This window comes from Streptomyces sp. cg40 (assembly GCF_050320165.1).
Lineage (GTDB): Bacteria > Actinomycetota > Actinomycetes > Streptomycetales > Streptomycetaceae > Streptomyces > Streptomyces hokutonensis.
The window spans coordinates 8,424,018-8,441,049 of record NZ_CP190128.1; the positions used below are offsets into that span (position 1 = coordinate 8,424,018).

The window sequence follows — 17,032 nt, forward strand, 5'->3', positions numbered from 1 at the left end:
AGTGGCCGGTCCCGCCCATCGCGGCGGGGCCGGCCACTGGCCTGTCGACTCGGCAAGAGCCGAACTCGCCCCGCAGACACGGAGAGGGCGCCCCTGTCAGGAAGGGGCGCCCTCTCCGCTCGTACCCGGTCTGCTACGGCGTCTACTGCGCGCCGGGGCGCACCAGCCCGCTCTCGTACGCGTACACCGCCGCCTGCACCCGGTCGCGCAGGCCCAACTTGGTGAGGACGTGCCCCACATGCGTCTTCACGGTGGTCTCGCTGACGAACAGATCGGCGGCGATCTCCGCGTTCGACAGCCCGCGCGCCACCAGCTTCAGCACCTCGACCTCACGCTCGGTCAGCGTGTGCAGGGCGTCCGGCACCGGCTCGTCACCGGACGGCAGATGACCGGCGTACTTGTCCAGCAGCCGCCGCGTGATGCTCGGCGCGAGCATGGCCTCGCCGGCCGCCACCACCCTGATCGCCTGCACCAGTTCGTTCGCCGGCGCGTCCTTCAGCAGGAAGCCGCTGGCACCGGCCCGCAACGCCTCCACGACGTACTCGTCGAGGTCGAAGGTGGTCAGCACCAGTACCTTCGCCGGGCCGTCCCGCCCGGGACCGGTGATCTGCCGGGTCGCCTCCACCCCGTCCATCCGCGGCATACGGATGTCCATCAGCACGACATCGGGCTGCAGAGCCCGCACCTGGTCGAGCGCCTGCAGACCGTCACCGGCCTCACCGACGACCGCGAGATCCTGCTCGGCCTCCAGAATCATCCGGAACCCGGTGCGCAGCAGCGGTTGGTCGTCGACAAGTAGGACGCGGATGGCCACGTGAGTCTCCTTCGCTAGCCCGGGCCCATTCTGCCCTGCGCGACAGGTGACTACCCGACCGGGCCGAGGGCCTGACGCCCGGACCGGAGTGGCTGCTCCGGGTCTCGGGCCGCCTGACGCCTCGACTGCTCCGATGCTCGGGCCGCCCGAGGCTCCGGCGCCCGGTTCGCTGACGCTCCGACTGCTCCGACTGCTCCGACGCTCGGCCCGCTGACGCCCCCGATCGCTCCGACGTCCGAGCGCCCTGATGGCGGACCGGCCGGACGCCTTGAGGCCCGACTGGATGGCCCGACTGGCCGGGTTGGCCCGGCCCTCGGATCGGCCTGACCGGCTCGGCGGGCTTGATCGACCGGACTGACCGGACTGGTTGGACTGCCCGGACCGGCTCGGCCGGCTGCCGGACCAATCGGACCAGCTCGGCTCGGCTGGCTGCCGTAGCGGCCGACCCACTGAGCGCAGGCCCGACCCGTAAGGTCCGGGTCACTCGCTCTGCCGACGGCGTCGGAGTCGGCCGCTACGCCTCCGGCTGAAGCGCCGTCAGCGGTTCCTAGCCCGCCGTGGAGTCACCGTCCACTGTCGTGCCGTCGGCCAGAACGCGGTGGGCCGCCGTGCCCTCGCCCGCTGCGCCCTCGTCGGAAACGCCGCCGGGCGCCCGCACCGGCAGCGGATACGGTGGGGGAGTGCCGCCGAACTCCGGGCACACCGCTTGGTGGTCGCACCAGCCGCACAGCTTGGTCGGCCGCGGCACCCACTCGCCGGTCTCCGTGGCCAGCCGGATCGCCTCCCACAGGGCCAGCAGCTTGCGCTCCACCCGCTCCAGATCGGCGAGGACGGGGTCGTACGTCAGCACGTCCCCGCTGCCCAGGTACACCAACTGGAGCCGCCGCGGCACGACCTGCTTCAGCCGCCAGACCACCAGCGCGTAGAACTTCATCTGGAACAGCGCGCCCTCGGCGTACTCCGGCCGAGGCGCCTTGCCGGTCTTGTAGTCGACGATCCGCACATCACCCGTGGGCGCCACATCGACCCGGTCGATGATCCCGCGCAGCTTCAGCCCCGAGTCCAACTCGGCCTCGACGAACATCTCGCGCTCGGCGGGCTCCAGCCGCGTCGGATCCTCAAGCGAGAACCAGCGCTCCACCAGCCGCTCCGCCTCCCCGAGCCAGCGCGCCAGCCGCTCGCCCTCCGGATCGTCGGCGAACAGCTCCACGACCTCCGGCCGGGTCTCCCGCAGCCGGTCCCACTGCCCCGGGATCAACGACTTCGCGCGCGGCGCCGTACGCTCGGCGGCCGGCGCGTCGAAGAGCCGCTCAAGGACCGAGTGCACCAAGGTCCCTCTGGTCGCCGCCTCGCTGGGCTTCTCGGGCAGCCGGTCGATCACCCGGAACCGGTACAGCAACGGGCACTGCATGAAGTCGCTGGCACGCGAGGGGGACAGCGAGGCGGGCGCTATGGCGACCCGCTCGACCACGCCCACCGTCCCCGTCTCCACTGCCGCTTCCGCGCCCGGCCCCGCCGCCGCGCCCTCGTCGCCGACTGTCCCCGCGACGCCCTCCGCACTCGTCTCCATGCCCACAGACCTTACGGCCCGCCACTGACAGTGACCCGCCCCCGGCCGACGCGCCCGCGACAGCCGGGGAAACACGGGGGGTGCCGGGGCGGAACGCGTCGCGACCGCCGCATACCATCGACCCGAGACCCCTCCGCCCGGCTGGCGCGGAGGACGCTTCGAACGAGGGGACACCGTGGACGAGAGCGGCGGCAGCGCACAGCCGCGGTCCGGCAACGACGAGCCGACCGAACACGCCACGGGCGCCACGACCCCGGCCGCCGATCCCGGCACCCCCGAACCGAAACACGACGCCACCCCCCACAACGGCGCCGAGAGGCCCACCCGCCACGTCGAGAACCCCGACACGTCTTCCCCCAACCACGCGAAGCCGACCACGCCCGACGACCCGCAGACCCCGACTCCTTCCGGCACGACTCCGACGGACCGCAACGAGCCGGGACCGCCGTCCGAGCCCACCACGAGCGACGGCCCGTCGGCGCCGGCATTGCTCACGCCGTCCGACGTATCCACTCCGCACGGTGGCCTGCCGCCCCGGGCATCGGCCGCGCAGCCGGCCGGCTCGGCCCCGCACGACGACCCGTCGGCGCAGGCATCGGATACGCCGTCCGTCGACTCGTCCCGGCCCGACGACGCGTCGGGGGCGGTATCCGGTCCGGCGTCGGCCGACTCTGCCCCGCACGACGGCACGCCGACGGCCGTGTCGGGCACTCAGCCCATCAGCCCTGCCCCGCACGACGGGTTGTCGGTGCCGGGATCGGCTACGCCGTCCGGAGACTCCGCCCCGCAGGAGGCCGCATCGGCGCCTGAAACGGGCACGCAGTCCGGTGACTCCGCCACGAACGCCGACCCGTCGCCGCCGGTATCGGGTACGCCGTCCGCCGGTTCCGCCCCGCACGACGGCTTGTCGGTGCCGGTATCGGGCACGCAGTCGGCCGACTCCGCAGCCAACGACGACCCGTCGACCCCGGTACCCGGCGCACCGTCCACCGGCCCCACCCCACGCCCTGACACGAACACAGCGACCGGCGCCCCCGACGTGGGCATCACCCCCCACGCCGACCAGCCCCCCACCGACCTGGCCCCCGACCGCCCCCACGCCCACACGGAGCCGCACGCCCACGCGGGAGCGCCCACGGCGCCCGATGCCCGCCCCGCCATGCCCAAGGGACGCCCTCCGCAGCGCCCCAAGGAGCCCGGTGGGGGCCTGCTGATGGGGCGGCCCTTCGGGGTGCCCGTCTACGTGGCGCCCAGCTGGTTCCTCGTCGCGGCGCTCATCACCTGGGTGTTCGGCGGCCAGCTGGACCGCGTGCTGCCCGAACTCGGCGCCGCCCGCTACCTCGTGGCGCTCTTCTTCGCGGTCGCCTTCTACGGCTCGGTCCTGGTGCACGAACTCGCGCACACGGTCGCCGCGCTCCGCTTCAAACTTCCGGTCCGCCGCATCCAGTTGCAGTTCTTCGGCGGGGTCTCCGAGATCGAGAAGGAGGCCGAGACCCCCGGCAGGGAGTTCGTGCTGGCCTTCGTCGGCCCGTTGCTCTCGCTGATCCTGTCCGGCATCTTCTACCTGGCGATGCAGCCCGTGGAGCCCGGCACGGTCCCCGGGGTCCTGCTGGCCGGCCTGATGGTCTCCAACCTCATCGTGGCCGCCTTCAACCTCCTCCCCGGCCTGCCCCTCGACGGCGGCCGGATGCTCCGCGCCGTCGTCTGGAAGATCACCGGCAGGCCCATGAGCGGCACGATCGCCGCCGCCTGGGTCGGCCGCGCCCTCGCCGTCTCCGTCCTGATCGGCCTCCCGCTGCTCACCCAGACCGGCGCCCTCGGCACCAACACCGAGGACATCAGCGGCATGGACACCGTCACGGACGCCCTCCTGGCCGCGATCCTCGCCGCGATCATCTGGACCGGCGCAGGCAACAGCCTCCGCATGGCCCGCCTGCGCGAACACCTCCCCGACCTCCGCGCACGCAACCTCACCCGCCGCGCGGTCCCCGTCGAGACCAACACCCCCCTCTCCGAGGCCCTGCGCCGCGCCAACGCGGCCGGCGCCCGCGCCCTGGTCGTCGTCGACGCCGACGGCCAGCCCCTCTCCCTCGTCCGGGAGGCCGCCATCGTCGGCGTCCCCGAACACCGCCGCCCCTGGGTCTCCGTCAGCGGCCTCGCGCAAGACCTCACCGAGGGCATGCGCGTCTCCGCGGAACTGGCCGGCGAGGACCTCCTCGACACCCTGCGCGCCACCCCCGCCACCGAATACCTCGTGGTCGAGGAGACCGGCGAGATCTACGGCGTCCTGTCCGCCGCAGACGTGGAGCGCGCCTTCGTGAAGGCCATGGCCCGCCCCAACTGAGGCACGCGCGTGGTCGGCGGCCCCCGCAATCGCCGGTAGGCTGGTCACATGTCCGAACCGACCGGTGCCGCCCGCAGGCGCGGGCCCTTCAAGGTCGGGGACCAGGTTCAGCTGACCGACCCCAAGGGCCGCCACTACACGTTCACGCTCGAAGCGGGGAAGAACTTCCACACCCACAAGGGTTCCTTCCCGCACGACGAGCTGATCGGCGCACCCGAGGGCAGCGTTGTCCGCACCACCGGAAACGTCGCCTACCTCGCGCTGCGCCCCCTGCTCCCCGACTACGTCCTGTCCATGCCCCGCGGCGCCGCCGTGGTCTACCCCAAGGACGCGGGGCAGATCCTGTCCTTCGCGGACATCTTCCCCGGCGCGCGCGTCGTGGAAGCGGGCGTGGGCTCCGGCTCGCTCAGCAGCTTCCTGCTGCGCGCCATCGGCGACCAGGGCATGCTGCACTCCTACGAGCGCCGCGAGGACTTCGCCGAGATCGCCCAGCAGAACGTGGAGCGCTACTTCGGCGGCCCGCACCCCGCCTGGCAGCTCACCGTAGGCGACCTCCAGGACAACCTGTCCGACACGGACGTCGACCGCGTCATCCTGGACATGCTCGCCCCGTGGGAGTGCCTGGAGGCCGTCTCCAAGGCGCTCGTGCCCGGCGGCATCCTGTGCTGCTACGTCGCCACCACCACCCAGCTCGCGCGGACCGTCGAGTCCATCCGCGAGATCGGCTCCTTCAACGAGCCGACCGCCTGGGAGACGATGCTCCGCAACTGGCACGTCGAGGGCCTGGCCGTCCGCCCCGACCACCGCATGATCGGCCACACCGGCTTCCTCCTCACCGCCCGCCGCCTCGCGGACGGCGTCGAGCCCCCCATGCGCCGCCGCCGCCCCTCCAAGGGCGCCTACGGCGACGACTACACCGGCCCGAACGCCGACGGCGGTGGCGGCCGCTAGCACCCGCCGCGCCGCACCCTTGGCGGCCCTGTGCCGCACTCAACGCACGAACGCCGTGGCCGAGTTCCCGGAAGACCTCCGGAACTCGGCCACGGCGTCTCTCTTCTGACGTACCGCCACGGCCGAACCTCTCCCGGGCGATCACGCGAACGAACTCTCGACCCCGCCGTTCCCCCGCATTGTGACGTGTGGCACCATGCAGGCCACCCCCACCGGCACAGCCCTCACAGGAGACACTCCTAGTGCAGCACTCCGCCGTCCCGGAACTGGAACTGGCACACACGAACACCCGGCCCATCCACTGGGTCGCCACCGCCACGGCACTGGCCGCCGTCGTGGCGCTCTCCTCGGTCCTGCAGCCCGATTCGGCGCGCGCCGCCCAGGCCTCCGGCCCGCAGGCGAAACCCGCCACCGCCGCTGCCCCCGCGACCACAGGGGTCGACTTCCCCATCCAGTGCGGTCCCACGAAGGCCGTCGTCCAGAAGCAGGCCTCCGGCGACCTCGACGGGGACGGCAGGCCCGAGACGGTCGCCGTGGTCCACTGCGACGCCGGCATGGGCACCCCGCCCGACGCCGTCTACGTCCTGACCCAGGCCGCGCACGCCGCCAAACCGCGCGTGGTGGCCACCCTGATCGCGCCGAAGTCCCGGGAGACGGTCACCGAGTTCGCCGTACGCGACGGCGCCGTACTCGCGACCATGCTCGGCTACTCGACCCAGGACGTGCCCAGTTGCTGCCCCGACGTCAAGGAGAGCGCGAAGTGGCAGTGGAAGAACGGCACGTTCGTCCGCTCCACGCCCGGCAACACCCAGAGCGTCTGACGCCCCGGAACCGGCGCCCCGACGGCCCTCAGGCCGCGTCGGGGCCGTACACCTCGACCCGGTCCGCGACCCGGCGCACGTGAATGCAGTCGCCGGGACACTCCTTCGCGGAGTCCACCACGTCGACCAGCAGCGGCAACGGCACGGGCGTGGTGGCGCCCTTGTCCTGCAGCAGCTCGTCGTCCGGGCTCTTCACATAGGCCAGACCGTCGATGTCCAGTTCGAAGACCTCAGGGGCGTACTGCGCGCAGATGCCGTCGCCGGTACAGAGATCCTGGTCGATCCAGACCTCCAGCGCCTCGCCGTCGGCCGCTGCCTCGTCCTGCACGGTGATGTCTCCTGCTTCCGCCGGGTGTTGAACGCTTCGACCCTACCTCCGCGCACCCCGGCGACACTTCCCGGAGATCCCTGGTTTCACGCCACGGCATGACGGGCACCGTCCGCGCGGACACTCTCCGTCAAGGGACGTCCCGGCGGGATTTCGCCGGGCCCCGGACCCGCCGTCACGGCAACTCACGTCCCCCATGAAGGATTTTGACCGACCCACCCTTGGAACAGTCGGCTTCTGAATCACGTTGAGTGGGTATTCAGACGGCACGAGGGAGAGCGCAGGGTGACCGACGACACACCTTGACAGTCTTTGTGATCTAGGGGTTTCAATCGACACCCACCCAGGTAGGGTCTGGAAGCGTCCAGCTCCCCTTGGAGGAGGTGAGGACCGTGGCAGCCCACGACGACGACATGAACCGCGGCATCCGCCCGGGACGAGGGTCCGACGACCCGTCCGGGCAGATTGCCTACCTTGAGCAGGAGATCGCCGTCCTGCGACGTAAGCTCGCCGACTCTCCGCGACACACGAGGATTCTCGAAGAGCGGATCGTCGAGCTGCAGACCAATCTGGCCGGAGTGTCCGCCCAGAACGAGCGACTCGCCAACACGCTCCGTGAGGCCCGCGACCAGATCGTGGCCCTCAAGGAAGAGGTCGACCGGCTCGCACAGCCACCGGCCGGCTTCGGAGTCTTCCTCGTGGCCAACGAGGACGGCACCGCGGACATCTTCACCGGCGGCCGCAAACTCCGGGTGAACGTCAGCCCAAGCGTGGATCTCGAAGAGCTCCGCCGCGGCCAGGAAGTAATGCTCAACGAAGCGCTCAACGTGGTCGAGGCCATGGAGTACGAGCGCGTCGGCGACATCGTCACCCTCAAGGAGATCCTTGAGGACGGCGAACGCGCCCTCGTGGTGGGGCACACCGACGAGGAGCGGGTGGTACGGCTCGCCGAGCCACTGCTGGACATCACCATCCGCCCCGGCGACGCCCTGCTGCTCGAACCCCGTTCCGGCTACGTCTACGAGATCGTCCCGAAGAGCGAGGTCGAGGAACTCGTCCTCGAAGAGGTCCCCGACATCGGCTACGAGCAGATCGGCGGTCTGGGCGGCCAGATCGAGATGATCCGCGACGCGGTCGAACTGCCGTACCTCTACCCCGACCTCTTCAAGGAGCACGAACTGCGGCCGCCCAAGGGCGTCCTGCTGTACGGGCCCCCCGGATGCGGAAAGACGCTCATCGCCAAGGCCGTCGCCAACTCGCTGGCCAAAAAGGTCGCCGAAGTCACCGGACAGGCCACCGGCAAGAGCTTCTTCCTCAACATCAAGGGCCCCGAGCTCCTCAACAAGTACGTCGGCGAGACCGAGCGGCAGATCCGCCTCGTCTTCCAGCGTGCACGCGAAAAGGCCAGCGAGGGCACCCCCGTCATCGTCTTCTTCGACGAGATGGAATCCCTCTTCCGCACCCGCGGATCCGGTGTCAGCTCGGACGTGGAGAACACCATCGTCCCCCAGCTGCTCGCCGAGATCGACGGCGTGGAAGGCCTACAGAACGTGGTCGTCATCGGCGCCTCGAACCGCGAGGACATGATCGACCCCGCCATCCTGCGCCCCGGCCGCCTGGACGTGAAGATCAAGATCGAACGTCCCGACGCCGAGGCCGCCAAGGACATCTTCGGCAAGTACCTCACCGAACGCCTCCCGCTCCACCCCGACGACGTCGGCGAGCACGGCAACGACAAGACCACCACCGTCACGAGCATGATCCAGACGGCCGTGGAACACATGTACACGGAATCCGAGGAGAACCGCTTCCTGGAGGTCACCTACGCCAACGGTGACAAGGAAGTCCTCTACTTCAAGGACTTCAACTCCGGCGCCATGATCGAGAACATCGTGGGCCGGGCCAAGAAGATGGCCATCAAGGACTTCCTCGACCACAAGCAGAAGGGCATCCGCGTCTCCCACCTCCTCCAGGCATGCGTGGACGAGTTCAAGGAGAACGAGGACCTGCCCAACACCACCAACCCGGACGACTGGGCCCGGATCTCCGGAAAGAAGGGCGAACGGATCGTCTACATCCGTACGCTCATCACCGGCAAGCAGGGCGCCGACACCGGACGCTCCATCGACACGGTGGCGAACACCGGTCAGTACCTGTAAAAAGCAGGGTGGCTGCGGGTGCCCTAGGCGGGTACCCGCAGCCAACTGTTTTTCAGGCCATGACCGCGACAAGGGGCGCGCAAGGCAATGACGCAAATGATCTCCCCACCAGCGCAAAGCCGTTCTAGGCTCTTCGGTACCGCCGAGTCGCGCAGTGCGGGGACGGGCACCGCACACGCACCGGAGCGCCAGCGGTACTTGAGCGGCGCCCCCGACCGAGGGCGCCGCCGGGCAAGGAGGGCCGCATGACCGTACGGCGAGTAATGGGCATCGAGACGGAGTACGGGATCTCCGTCCCCGGCCACCCCAACGCCAATGCCATGCTCACCTCGTCCCAGATCGTCAACGCCTACGCGGCGGCGATGCACCGGGCCCGGCGGGCCCGCTGGGACTTCGAGGAGGAGAATCCGCTGCGGGACGCGCGAGGCTTCGACCTCGCCCGGGAGGCCGCCGACTCCACCCAGCTCACCGACGAGGACATCGGCCTCGCCAATGTCATCCTCACCAACGGCGCGCGCCTCTACGTCGACCACGCACACCCGGAGTACAGCTCTCCCGAAGTCACCAACCCCATGGACGCCGTGCTGTGGGACAAGGCCGGCGAACGCATCATGGCGGAGGCCGCCGAACGCGCGGCCCAACTCCCCGGCGCCCAGCCGATCCACCTCTACAAGAACAACACCGACAACAAGGGCGCCTCCTACGGCACGCACGAGAACTATCTGATGAAGCGGGAGACCCCCTTCTCGGACATCGTGCGCCACCTGACGCCCTTCTTCGTCTCCCGACAGGTCGTCACCGGAGCCGGCCGCGTGGGCATCGGCCAGGACGGACACGAGCACGGCTTCCAGCTCAGCCAGCGTGCCGACTACTTCGAGGTCGAGGTCGGCCTGGAGACCACCCTCAAGCGCCCGATCATCAACACCCGCGACGAACCGCACGCGGACGCCGAGAAGTACCGCCGCCTGCACGTGATCATCGGCGACGCCAACCTCTCCGAGATCTCGACGTACCTGAAGCTCGGCACCACGGCCCTGGTCCTCTCCATGATCGAGGACGGCTTCATCGCGGTCGACCTGGCCGTGGACCAGCCGGTCCGCACCCTCCACCAGGTCTCCCACGACCCGACCCTCAAGCGCCTGGTCACCCTCCGCAGCGGCCGGACACTCACCGCGGTCCAGCTCCAGATGGAGTACTTCGAGCTGTCCCGCAAGTACGTCGAGGAACGCTACGGCTCCGACGCGGACGACCAGACCAAGGACGTCCTCGCCCGCTGGGAGGACACGCTCAACCGCCTGGAGAACGACCCGATGAGCCTGGCCAGCGAGCTGGACTGGGTCGCCAAGCGGGAGCTCATGGAGGGCTACCGGCGCCGCGACGGCCTCGACTGGGACGCGGCCCGGCTCCAGCTGGTCGACCTCCAGTACGCGGACGTACGGGCCGACAAGGGCCTCTACAACCGTCTGGTGGCCCGCGGCCGCATCAAGCGGCTGCTGGACGAGGACACGGTCGAGCGGGCGCGTACGACGCCTCCGGAGGACACGCGCGCGTACTTCCGCGGACGCTGCCTGGAGCAGTACGCCGACGACGTCGCGGCGGCCTCCTGGGACTCCGTGATCTTCGACCTCCCGGGCCGGGACTCGCTCCAGCGCGTCCCAACCCTGGAACCGCTTCGCGGAACGCGTAATCACGTCAAGGAGCTCCTGGACCGCTGTCGTACGGCGGAAGACCTGGTCAGGGTCCTGTCGGGCGGCTGACAGGACCCTTCGATCCGGGGCTCCGGACAGGGTGGAATGTCCGGTGGCCGGGAATCATCGAGGTGGCCGCCGTACGTTGTAGGAACTGCGGGGCCGATGTCAGTCCCTGCAAGTAGGGTCTGATCAAGAACGTCGAACCGAGCGGGGTGAGGGTTATGGCGACCAAGGACACCGGCGGCGGACAGCAGAAGGCGACGCGCTCCACGGAGGAGGTCGAGGAACAGGCCGAGGAAGCACAGGCGACCGACGACCTCAAGGAGCGCCACGAGAAGCTGAGCGACGATGTCGACTCGGTTCTGGACGAGATCGACGATGTCCTCGAGGAGAACGCCGAGGACTTCGTGCGGTCCTTCGTTCAGAAGGGCGGCCAGTAGGTCGCTCTACCCTTCGATTCGAAGGTGAACGGGGTGGCGTGGTGGCAGGCGAGTCGAAGATGAAGTGCTGCGTGCGGTGCGGTGGGACCAAACCGCACGCAGCCTTCGCATCCGAGCGCACGAATCGCGTGCGATTCGGGGAGGGCCGGCCACGTTCGGAGCGGTATTCCGAGCGGTGCAGGAATGCCTCCGCCGTTCATGTGGATCACTGCCACGAGACGGGTAGGGTCCGTTGCGTACTGTGCTTCAACTGCAATTCGGCCATCGGCAAGTTGGGAGATGATCCCGACGCTGTTCGTCGGGCTGCCGCCTACTTGGAAGGATCCTCGTGGAAGCCAACACTCGTAGCACCGGGCGTCTACCAGCTGCCTTCCTGACGCCCGGGTCGTCGTCCTTCATGGACTTCCTCTCCGACCACCAGCCGGAGATGCTCCCGGGCAACCGGCAACTGCCGCCCACCCAGGGCGTCGTCGAGGCCCCGCACGGCACGACCATCGTCGCCGTCACGTTCCCCGGCGGCGTGGTGCTCGCCGGTGACCGGCGGGCCACCATGGGCAATGTCATCGCACAGCGGGACATCGAGAAGGTCTTCCCGGCGGACGAGTACTCGGCCGTCGGTATCGCCGGCACCGCCGGCCTCGCCGTCGAGATGGTCAGGCTCTTCCAACTGGAGCTGGAGCACTTCGAGAAGGTCGAAGGCGCCCAACTCTCCCTGGAGGGCAAGGCGAACCGACTGTCCACCATGATCCGTTCCAACCTCGGCATGGCCATGCAGGGCCTCGCCGTGGTCCCGCTCTTCGCCGGCTTCGACGTGGACCGCGGCGTCGGCCGCATCTTCTCGTACGACGTGACGGGCGGCCGTTCCCAGGAGCTCGGCTACGCGGCCACCGGCTCCGGCTCGGTCTTCGCCCGCAGCGCCATGAAGAAGTTCTTCCACGACGGACTGACCGAGTCCGAGGCCACGACCCTCGTGGTGCAGGCCCTCTACGACGCCGCTGACGACGACTCGGCGACCGGCGGTCCCGATGTGGCCCGCCGGATCTACCCGATCGTCACCGTGATCACCGAGGACGGCTTCCGCCGGCTCACCGACGACGAGTCCTCCGAGATCGCCGCCTCGATCCTGGAGCGGCGACTGCAGCAGCCCGACGGCCCGCGCGCCGCGCTGCTCTGACCGCGGGCCCGTTCTCATTCAAGGTGATCCAGTGACTTCGACGGAACTTTAAAGAGAGGGACGGATACCGGTGTCGACGCCGTTCTATGTCTCACCCCAGCAGGCCATGGCCGACCGGGCGGAGTACGCCCGCAAGGGCATCGCCCGTGGCCGCAGCCTGGTCGTGCTGCAGTTCGCCGACGGCATTGTCTTCGTCGGCGAGAACCCGTCCCGTGCGCTGCACAAGTTCAGCGAGATCTACGACCGGATCGGGTTCGCGGCCGCCGGAAAATACAACGAGTACGAGAACCTGCGGATCGGCGGCGTGCGCTACGCCGACATGCGCGGTTACACCTACGACCGCGCGGATGTGACCGCCCGCGGTCTCGCCAATGTCTACGCCCAGACGCTCGGCACGATCTTCTCCAGCGCGGCCGAGAAGCCGTACGAGGTGGAGCTGGTCGTCGCGGAGGTCGGGGACACCTCCGACGGCGATCAGATCTATCGGTTGCCGCACGACGGTTCGATCGTGGACGAGCACGGCTCGGTCGCGGTCGGCGGCAACGCGGAGACGATCAGCAGCTATCTGGATCAGCGGCACCGCGACGGCATGACGCTCGCGGAGGCGCTCAAGCTGGCCGTGCAGTCCCTGTCCCGCGACACGAACGGCAGCGAGCGGGAGATCCCCGCCGAGCGCCTGGAGGTCGCGGTGCTGGACCGTACCCGCCCGCAGGCCCGCAAGTTCAAGCGGATCGTCGGCGGGGAGCTGTCCCGGCTGCTCGGCGAGAGCGAGAGCGCGGACGCCTCGTCGGAGTCCGAGGACGACGCCGAGAAGTGAGTCGGGCGGTCGCCCCGCTCATAGCCCTTCGTGCGCCCCGGCCGGTCATCGGCCGGGGCGCACGGCGTTGCGAGGGGCGTCAGGGGCCGTCCGGCGCGGCTGTGGAGCCTCGTACGACCAGTTCCACCGGGATGTCCCCGTCCTCCGGCACGCGGCCGTCCAGGACCGCCAGGAGGGCGCGCATGCCGTGTTCTCCGAAGAGTTCGGCGTCGAGGCGGACCGTGGTGAGTTCGGGGTCGAGGGCGGTGGCCAGGGCGAGGTCGTCGAGGCCGGTGATCGACACGTCCTCGGGGATGCGCAGCCCGAGGCGGCGGGCAGCCTTGTAGGCGCCGGCGGCGAGTTTGTCGTCGTCGCAGACCAGGGCGGTGGGCCGGGGACCGGGTGCCGAGAGGGCGGTCCCGGCGGCGGTCAGGGCGCCCTCGATCGAGATGGGTGCGCGGGTCGTGCGTACCGAGGTGCCTGCCACGGAGCCCACCCGCGCGGCCAGTTCACGCGCGCGTACCTCGAAGGTCCAGGACGGAATGTCCGCGGCGAGGTGGAGGAAGCGGCGGTGGCCCAGGGTCAGCAGGTGGTCGGCGACCTGGCGGACGCCGTCGGCGATGTCCAGGTTGACGGTCGCGGCGCCGAGGCTGCCCTCCGGGTCGCTGTCGAGCATCACGAGGGGCAGCTGGTCGCCGCGGATCGCGGTGAGGGCGTCGGCGGCCATGGAGGAGGCGATGACGCCGTCCAGGGCGGCCTGTGCGGAGGCGAAGGGGTCGCGGGCGGGGCCGATGCCCTCGGGGGAGGGGTAGAGGACCACGCCGAAGCCGTGTTCGGCGGCGACCCGGGCGGCGCCGGTGTAGACGCCGGCGAAGAACTCCGTGGTCAGCGCGGGGACGACCAGGAGGACGGTACGGGTGCGTCCCAGCCTGAGATTGCGGGCCGCGAGGTTGGGGCGGTATCCCAGGTCGCGTGCGGCCTCCCGGACGCGTTCGGCGGTGGTCTCCGAGACGCGGCCCCGCCACTTGTCGCCGAGCACCAGCGAGACGGCGGCCTGCGACACCCCCGCGGCCTGGGCGACGTCGCGGCTCGTGGGGCGGGTGCTGCCTCGTGCCACCGTGGGGCTGCTCCTTCGGCCGGGCTCCGTCTGGACTCGTGACAGGGCACATGGTACGTATGACGATGGAAGTTATACGTAAAACGTGAGGGTGGGGCATGGCCGTGGGATATCTGGAGATCCTCAGGGCGAGGCACGCCACCCGGCTGCTGGTGGGCACGCTGGTGGGACGCCTGCCGAACGCCACCGCCGCGATCGCGATCGTGCTCTTCGTCCGCGCGGAGGGCGGCACCTACAGCCTCGCCGGGGCGCTGGCGGCCGTCTACGGCATCGCCAACGCGGTCGGGCAGCCCCTTCTCGGCCGGCTGGTGGACGTCCACGGCCAGCCGCGGGTGCAGCTGCCCGCCGCGGTCCTCTCCGCCCTCTCGATGACCGTCTTCGCCTGCTGGGGCACGGACCCGCTTCCGCTCGCCTACGTCTCCGTGGCCGCCGCCGGTCTCTTCGCGCCGCCCCTGGAGGGCGGTCTGCGCGCCCTGTGGCCGGCCGTGCTGCGCCGGGAGGAGCAGGTGCACACGGCGTACGCCATGGACGCCGTGGCGCAGGAAGTCATGTTCACCGTGGGGCCGTTGCTCGTGACGGTGTTCGTGTCGCTGTGGTCCGCCCCGGTGGCGCTGCTCGTGCTGAACGTCATCGGGGTGCTGGGCGCCCTCTCCGTGGTCGTGTCGCCGCCCTCGCGCGCGTGGCGGTCGGCTCCGCGCGAGGCGCACTGGCTGGGCGCCCTGCGCTCGCCGGGGCTGCTGGCGCTGCTGGGCGCCTTCCTGTTCGTCGGGATGGCGCTCGGGTCCATCACGGTCGCCTCCGTGCCGTACGCGGACGGGCACGGCGGCGACGTGGTGTACGGGTGGCTCATGGCGGCGATCGGTCTGGGCGCGCTGCTGGGCGGGACGGTCTACGGGGCGCGGCAGTGGACCGGGGTGCCCGAGCGCCGACTGCGGGTCCTGGTGGGGCTGCTGGCGGTGTGTTACCTGCCGCTGATGCTCATGCCGGGCGCGGTCGCCATGGTGCTGCTGACCGTGCTCGCCGGGGTGTTCCTGGCGCCGGCTCTCGCCTGTGCGTTCATCATCGTGGACCGGCATGCCCCCAAAGGGACGGTCACCGAGGCTTTCTCCTGGCTTGTCACGACGTTCACCGTGGGCGCGTCGGTCGGAACGGGCGTCGCGGGACCGGTCGTAGAGGCCGGTGGGGCCCTGTGGGGGTTCGCCGTGCCGGGGGTCGCGGGGGCCGTGTCGCTGCTGGTCCTGCTGTCCACCGGGCGGGTCCTCGCAGCTCCCGCCGGGGGAGCGGTCGTTGCGGCTTCATCGGAAAATGATCCAAACCGTGCGGTCGAACCCCGTTTCAGCACAGGCGATCGGGCGTAATGTTCACTCATGGACCGCCGCATTTTCGGGCTGGAGAACGAGTACGGCGTCACGTGTACGTTCAGGGGACAGCGGCGTCTGTCTCCCGACGAGGTGGCTCGGTACCTCTTCCGCCGTGTCGTGTCATGGGGCCGCAGCAGCAATGTCTTTCTGCGAAACGGCGCCCGGCTCTATCTCGACGTGGGCTCACATCCGGAATACGCGACCCCCGAATGTGACAACGTGACCGAACTGGTCACCCACGACAAAGCCGGCGAGCGCATTCTCGAAGGACTCCTGGTGGACGCCGAACGACGCCTGCACGAGGAAGGAATCGCGGGCGACGTCTACCTCTTCAAGAACAACACCGACTCGGCGGGCAACTCGTACGGCTGCCACGAGAACTATCTGGTGGCACGGCACGGCGAGTTCTCCCGGCTCGCGGACATCCTCATCCCGTTCCTGGTGACGCGTCAGCTGCTGTGCGGCGCGGGCAAGGTACTGCAGACCCCGCGCGGCGCCGTGTACTGCGTCAGCCAGCGCGCCGAGCACATCTGGGAGGGCGTCTCCTCGGCGACGACGCGTTCCCGGCCCATCATCAACACCCGCGACGAACCGCACGCGGACGCCGAGCGCTACCGCCGTCTCCACGTCATCGTGGGCGACTCGAACATGTCCGAGACGACCATGCTGCTCAAGGTCGGCGCCACCGACCTGGTGCTGCGCATGATCGAGGCGGGCACGGTGATGCGCGACCTGACCCTGGAGAACCCGATCCGGGCGATCCGCGAGGTCAGCCACGACATCACGGGCCGGCGCAAGGTGCGTCTGGCCAGCGGTCGCGAGGCCTCCGCGATCGAGGTGCAGCGCGAGTACTACGAGAAGGCCGTGGACTTCGTCGACCGCCGCGGCATCCGCACGGGCACTGTCGAGCAGGTCCTCGAACTGTGGGGCCGCACCCTCGACGCGATCGAGGCCGAGGACCTCGACCGGATCGGCACCGAGATCGACTGGGTCATGAAGTACCAGCTGATCGAGCGGTACCGGGCCAAGCACAACATGACCATGTCCCACCCGCGGGTCGCGCAGATCGACCTCGCGTACCACGACATCCACCGTCGCCGAGGGCTCTACTACCTCCTGGAGAGGAAGGGCCAAGCCGCCCGGATCTGCAACGACTTGAAGATCTTCGAGGGCAAGTCCGTTCCGCCGCAGACCACTCGGGCACGGCTGCGCGGCGACTTCATCCGCCGGGCCCAGGAACAGCGGCGGGACTTCACCGTCGACTGGGTCCATCTCAAGCTCAACGACCAGGCGCAGCGCACCGTGTTGTGCAAGGACCCGTTCCGTTCGGTGGACGACCGGGTGGAGAAACTGATCGCCGGAATGTAGACAAAAGCGTCCGGATGCCGATGTCCGGATACATATTCGGTACGCCACACGGGCCCCGTACGTTTCACGTACGGGGCCCGTGCCACGCCGTAGAGTTG

At 69.8% G+C, this 17,032-nt stretch carries 15 protein-coding genes; 11 read left to right on the plus strand and 4 right to left on the minus strand.

The features are described from left to right. Window positions 1-142: 142 nt before the first annotated feature. Both ACQHII_RS38010 and ACQHII_RS38015 read right to left on the minus strand, forming a co-directional pair. On the minus strand, window positions 143-814 hold the full coding sequence (locus ACQHII_RS38010; protein ID WP_019066105.1) for a response regulator: 672 nt from the start codon (window positions 812-814) through the stop codon (window positions 143-145). A gap of 547 nt (window positions 815-1,361) precedes the next feature. Further along, window positions 1,362-2,384, minus strand: coding sequence for a RecB family exonuclease (locus tag ACQHII_RS38015; RefSeq protein WP_427923517.1), 1,023 nt, complete (start codon window positions 2,382-2,384; stop codon window positions 1,362-1,364). Window positions 2,385-3,132: 748 nt separating this feature from the next. Between ACQHII_RS38015 and ACQHII_RS38020 the strand changes: the two genes are divergently transcribed. The 3 genes from ACQHII_RS38020 (at window position 3,133) to ACQHII_RS38030 (ending at window position 6,500) form a co-directional block, all read left to right on the plus strand. Further along, entirely contained in the window at window positions 3,133-4,728 is a 1,596-nt protein-coding gene (locus ACQHII_RS38020) for a site-2 protease family protein (protein WP_427925501.1), read from the plus strand. 48 nt (window positions 4,729-4,776) lie between these two features. Continuing rightward, a complete protein-coding gene (locus tag ACQHII_RS38025; RefSeq protein WP_019066108.1) occupies window positions 4,777-5,679 on the plus strand; it encodes a tRNA (adenine-N1)-methyltransferase in 903 nt (300 codons plus the stop codon). A 242-nt stretch (window positions 5,680-5,921) separates the two neighbouring features. Next, complete coding sequence (locus tag ACQHII_RS38030) at window positions 5,922-6,500, plus strand: hypothetical protein (RefSeq protein WP_427923518.1); 579 nt, start codon at window positions 5,922-5,924, stop codon at window positions 6,498-6,500. A 28-nt stretch (window positions 6,501-6,528) separates the two neighbouring features. Here ACQHII_RS38030 and ACQHII_RS38035 read toward each other — a convergent pair whose 3' ends face one another. Next, complete coding sequence (locus ACQHII_RS38035; protein ID WP_043682010.1) at window positions 6,529-6,834, minus strand: ferredoxin; 306 nt, start codon at window positions 6,832-6,834, stop codon at window positions 6,529-6,531. A 386-nt stretch (window positions 6,835-7,220) separates the two neighbouring features. On the opposite strand from ACQHII_RS38035, the gene arc reads away from it, so the two are divergent. From arc to prcA, 6 genes are all read left to right on the plus strand, one after another. Then, window positions 7,221-8,987: a proteasome ATPase gene (arc, locus tag ACQHII_RS38040; RefSeq protein ID WP_427923519.1), complete on the plus strand. Its 1,767-nt coding sequence runs from the start codon at window positions 7,221-7,223 to the stop codon at window positions 8,985-8,987. Between the two features lie 245 nt (window positions 8,988-9,232). Next, window positions 9,233-10,744, plus strand: coding sequence for a depupylase/deamidase Dop (dop, locus tag ACQHII_RS38045; RefSeq protein WP_427923520.1), 1,512 nt, complete (start codon window positions 9,233-9,235; stop codon window positions 10,742-10,744). A gap of 155 nt (window positions 10,745-10,899) precedes the next feature. Next, window positions 10,900-11,118, plus strand: coding sequence for a ubiquitin-like protein Pup (locus ACQHII_RS38050; RefSeq protein WP_019066113.1), 219 nt, complete (start codon window positions 10,900-10,902; stop codon window positions 11,116-11,118). A 59-nt stretch (window positions 11,119-11,177) separates the two neighbouring features. Beyond that, on the plus strand, window positions 11,178-11,495 hold the full coding sequence (locus ACQHII_RS38055; protein WP_427925502.1) for an endonuclease domain-containing protein: 318 nt from the start codon (window positions 11,178-11,180) through the stop codon (window positions 11,493-11,495). After that, entirely contained in the window at window positions 11,447-12,292 is an 846-nt protein-coding gene (gene prcB, locus ACQHII_RS38060; RefSeq protein ID WP_427923521.1) for a proteasome subunit beta, read from the plus strand. Before ACQHII_RS38055 ends, prcB begins: the two co-directional genes overlap by 49 nt. A gap of 70 nt (window positions 12,293-12,362) precedes the next feature. Then, complete coding sequence (gene prcA, locus ACQHII_RS38065) at window positions 12,363-13,109, plus strand: proteasome subunit alpha (protein WP_427923522.1); 747 nt, start codon at window positions 12,363-12,365, stop codon at window positions 13,107-13,109. 79 nt (window positions 13,110-13,188) lie between these two features. Here the strand turns inward: prcA and ACQHII_RS38070 are convergent, their stop codons facing one another. Then, complete coding sequence (locus ACQHII_RS38070) at window positions 13,189-14,205, minus strand: LacI family DNA-binding transcriptional regulator (RefSeq protein ID WP_427923523.1); 1,017 nt, start codon at window positions 14,203-14,205, stop codon at window positions 13,189-13,191. 98 nt (window positions 14,206-14,303) lie between these two features. On the opposite strand from ACQHII_RS38070, the gene ACQHII_RS38075 reads away from it, so the two are divergent. Both ACQHII_RS38075 and pafA read left to right on the plus strand, forming a co-directional pair. Next, window positions 14,304-15,563 (plus strand): MFS transporter, encoded by a 1,260-nt coding sequence (locus ACQHII_RS38075; protein WP_427923524.1) that lies wholly within the window; start codon window positions 14,304-14,306, stop codon window positions 15,561-15,563. 9 nt (window positions 15,564-15,572) lie between these two features. Beyond that, complete coding sequence (gene pafA, locus ACQHII_RS38080) at window positions 15,573-16,934, plus strand: Pup--protein ligase (protein ID WP_043681683.1); 1,362 nt, start codon at window positions 15,573-15,575, stop codon at window positions 16,932-16,934. Window positions 16,935-17,032: the final 98 nt, after the last annotated feature.